The following is a 2082-nucleotide window of genomic DNA, read 5'->3' on the forward strand; positions in this document are numbered from 1 at the left end:
TGAAGGCGCTTCAGGACCTTGGCCAGGCCCGGCGCGAGTGTGGTTCGCGGTGTCTTCGTCTTCTTCATCGCACAGCTCAAAAATTCGCTACCCAATTTTAACGTGGGCCTTACTGCAACAGAACCCGTAGGTCGTGTCGAGTGCCCAGGCCTGGTTGGCCCGCTCGATCTTCATGCCGCGCAGCAGATACGGACAGACCTTGTGCTGCGCGTTGCGTCGACTCGTGCTCGGCTTGCAGTACAGCGCCTCCACGCCCATGCGCTTCATGAGCGTGCGCACGTGGCGGCGGCCGACCTCGTGGCCTTCCCGGCGCAGCAGGCGCGCCAGCATCCGTGCACCGGCAAATGGGAACTCCAGATGCAGTTCGTCGATCCGTCGCATCAGACGTTGATCGACTTCGCTGACAGGCCGCGCCCGGTAATACGCGCTCGATCTCGCGATACCAACAAGCCGGACTTGCTGCGAAACCGGCAACGCATGGCCACGGTCAATCATCGCTTTGCGCTCAGCAATCCCGCCTTGGTGAGCGCAGCGCTTAAAAAATCATTTTCCAGGCTGAGTTGGCCGATCTTGGCGTGCAGGGTCTTCACGTCCACCGGTGGCTCGCTCGACACCGGGCCGGCCGCACCGAACACGTCAGCCGCACGCTCCTGCAATTGCTGTTTCCATTCCGTGATCTGGTTCGGATGCACATTGAACTGCCGCGCCAGTTCGGCGAGCGTGCGGTCGCCCTTGACTGCCGCCAGGGCCACTTTCGCTTTGAACGCCGCTGAGTGCGTGCGTCGGGTTCGTTCCGTCATTTCCTCGGTTCCTTTGCCTGCATTATCGCTGGCTCAGGCCTCGGCCGTTCCACTTATCCCGCTGTCCGATTTTGCGCGACTACCTCTGTCGGATTGGGCCGAAGTTCGACAGGAAAGCTTCAGTACGCTCGGGCAGGCGGAAGCCCGCATACGCCGTTCGCGTTCAGGGGTTGGCTGCTCGTTTCTCAATCATAGCCGACCGCCTTGTTTCAACAGAACGACGGCTATGTATCGGACCGGAGATTGGGGTTGCAAGCCCACAATTTTGCGCGCAGGGCTTCGGCAACACCCGCAGAGCCCGCGCCTTCGACACCTAAGAACGTTGCAACGACAGCGAGCGCCGCAGTATCGCTGCTGTGCAGCACCTCGAGCGCGCAACGTTTCCAATCGTGATCGGCTAACCGGTAGAGACACCAACTCTGCAGCGCTGCAATTACGGGCGAACCGTAACCTTGCGCCTCGATCTGCCGCAATAAGCGTAATGCGTCGAGCCAGCGCTGCGATTTGATGAGCATCCGCACCTCGTAGGTATCGACAATCACGCGACGTGGATGAATCTGACGCAGCAATAATAGTAGGTCTTCGAGATCGGTGCGCGCATCGAGATGCAGACCCTCTGAAAAAATCCACAGCAGCACGTCGCGCACTGCAAAGGGCACTGTCACGTTGGCAAGGTAGTCACGTAAGATGTCACGATGAAGAAAGTAAAATCGCTTTATCACGGCCACCGGTTCCCGGCGGCAATCATTAGTCTCGCGGTTCGGTGGTATTTCCGGTTCCAACTTAGCCTGCGGCTCGGGTGAATAACCGGGCCGAAAACAGTCATCAGCCGACCCGTGAGCGCGAACGCCGGATGCGTGGTTTCCGCGATCCGGGTCGCACACAAGCATTCGTATCGAGCTTCGGACCGATTCGCCAGCACTTCGCGCTGAAGCGACATCTGCTGCGTGCTTCACTCTATCGCAAACAGCTCGCCGCACGCTTTGCCGGGTGGCATCGCTTCACTGGGCTCACCCAAGATCCGTCCAATTCTGAGCAAATCTACCTCCTGCGCGCTCTTGCGTCTCGTATACCTTAACGTGACAACGCAGGCAGCGGTCAAGCGAACTGGCGGCGAATGATGCCGGCGTTTCGCGTAGATCCATGTTGCTTCGTGTTTCGTGTGTCGCGCCCGATGTGCGCAGGTATCGTCCGCATTACGTTTCCATGCACTGTCGTGCATCCGGTCCGCCACGGTCCAGTCCCGCGCATCGTCGCGACTGGACCACTACCAGCAGCAGGA

The 2082-nt window shown here is 59.6% G+C and carries 1 protein-coding gene and 2 pseudogenes; 1 reads left to right on the top strand and 2 read right to left on the bottom strand.

Going from position 1 to position 2082, the window contains the following annotated elements:
- Nucleotides 1-126 precede the first annotated feature (126 nt).
- Together AB3X89_RS39520 and AB3X89_RS39525 are read right to left on the bottom strand one after the other, a co-directional pair.
- Nucleotides 127-800 (bottom strand): annotated as a pseudogene (locus AB3X89_RS39520) (IS3 family transposase); the annotation flags it as partial.
- A 224-nt stretch (nucleotides 801-1024) separates the two neighbouring features.
- Nucleotides 1025-1582: an HrpB1 family type III secretion system apparatus protein gene (locus AB3X89_RS39525; RefSeq protein ID WP_368587975.1), complete on the bottom strand. Its 558-nt coding sequence runs from the start codon at nucleotides 1580-1582 to the stop codon at nucleotides 1025-1027.
- A gap of 17 nt (nucleotides 1583-1599) precedes the next feature.
- Between AB3X89_RS39525 and AB3X89_RS39530 the strand changes: the two are divergent.
- Nucleotides 1600-1878, top strand: a pseudogene (locus AB3X89_RS39530) (hypothetical protein); the annotation flags it as partial.
- Between the last annotated feature and the right edge of the window lie 204 nt (nucleotides 1879-2082).

Origin of the sequence: Paraburkholderia sp. BR14320, from assembly GCF_040948665.1 — a bacterium.
In the GTDB taxonomy this organism is placed as follows: Bacteria; Pseudomonadota; Gammaproteobacteria; order Burkholderiales; family Burkholderiaceae; genus Paraburkholderia; species Paraburkholderia youngii.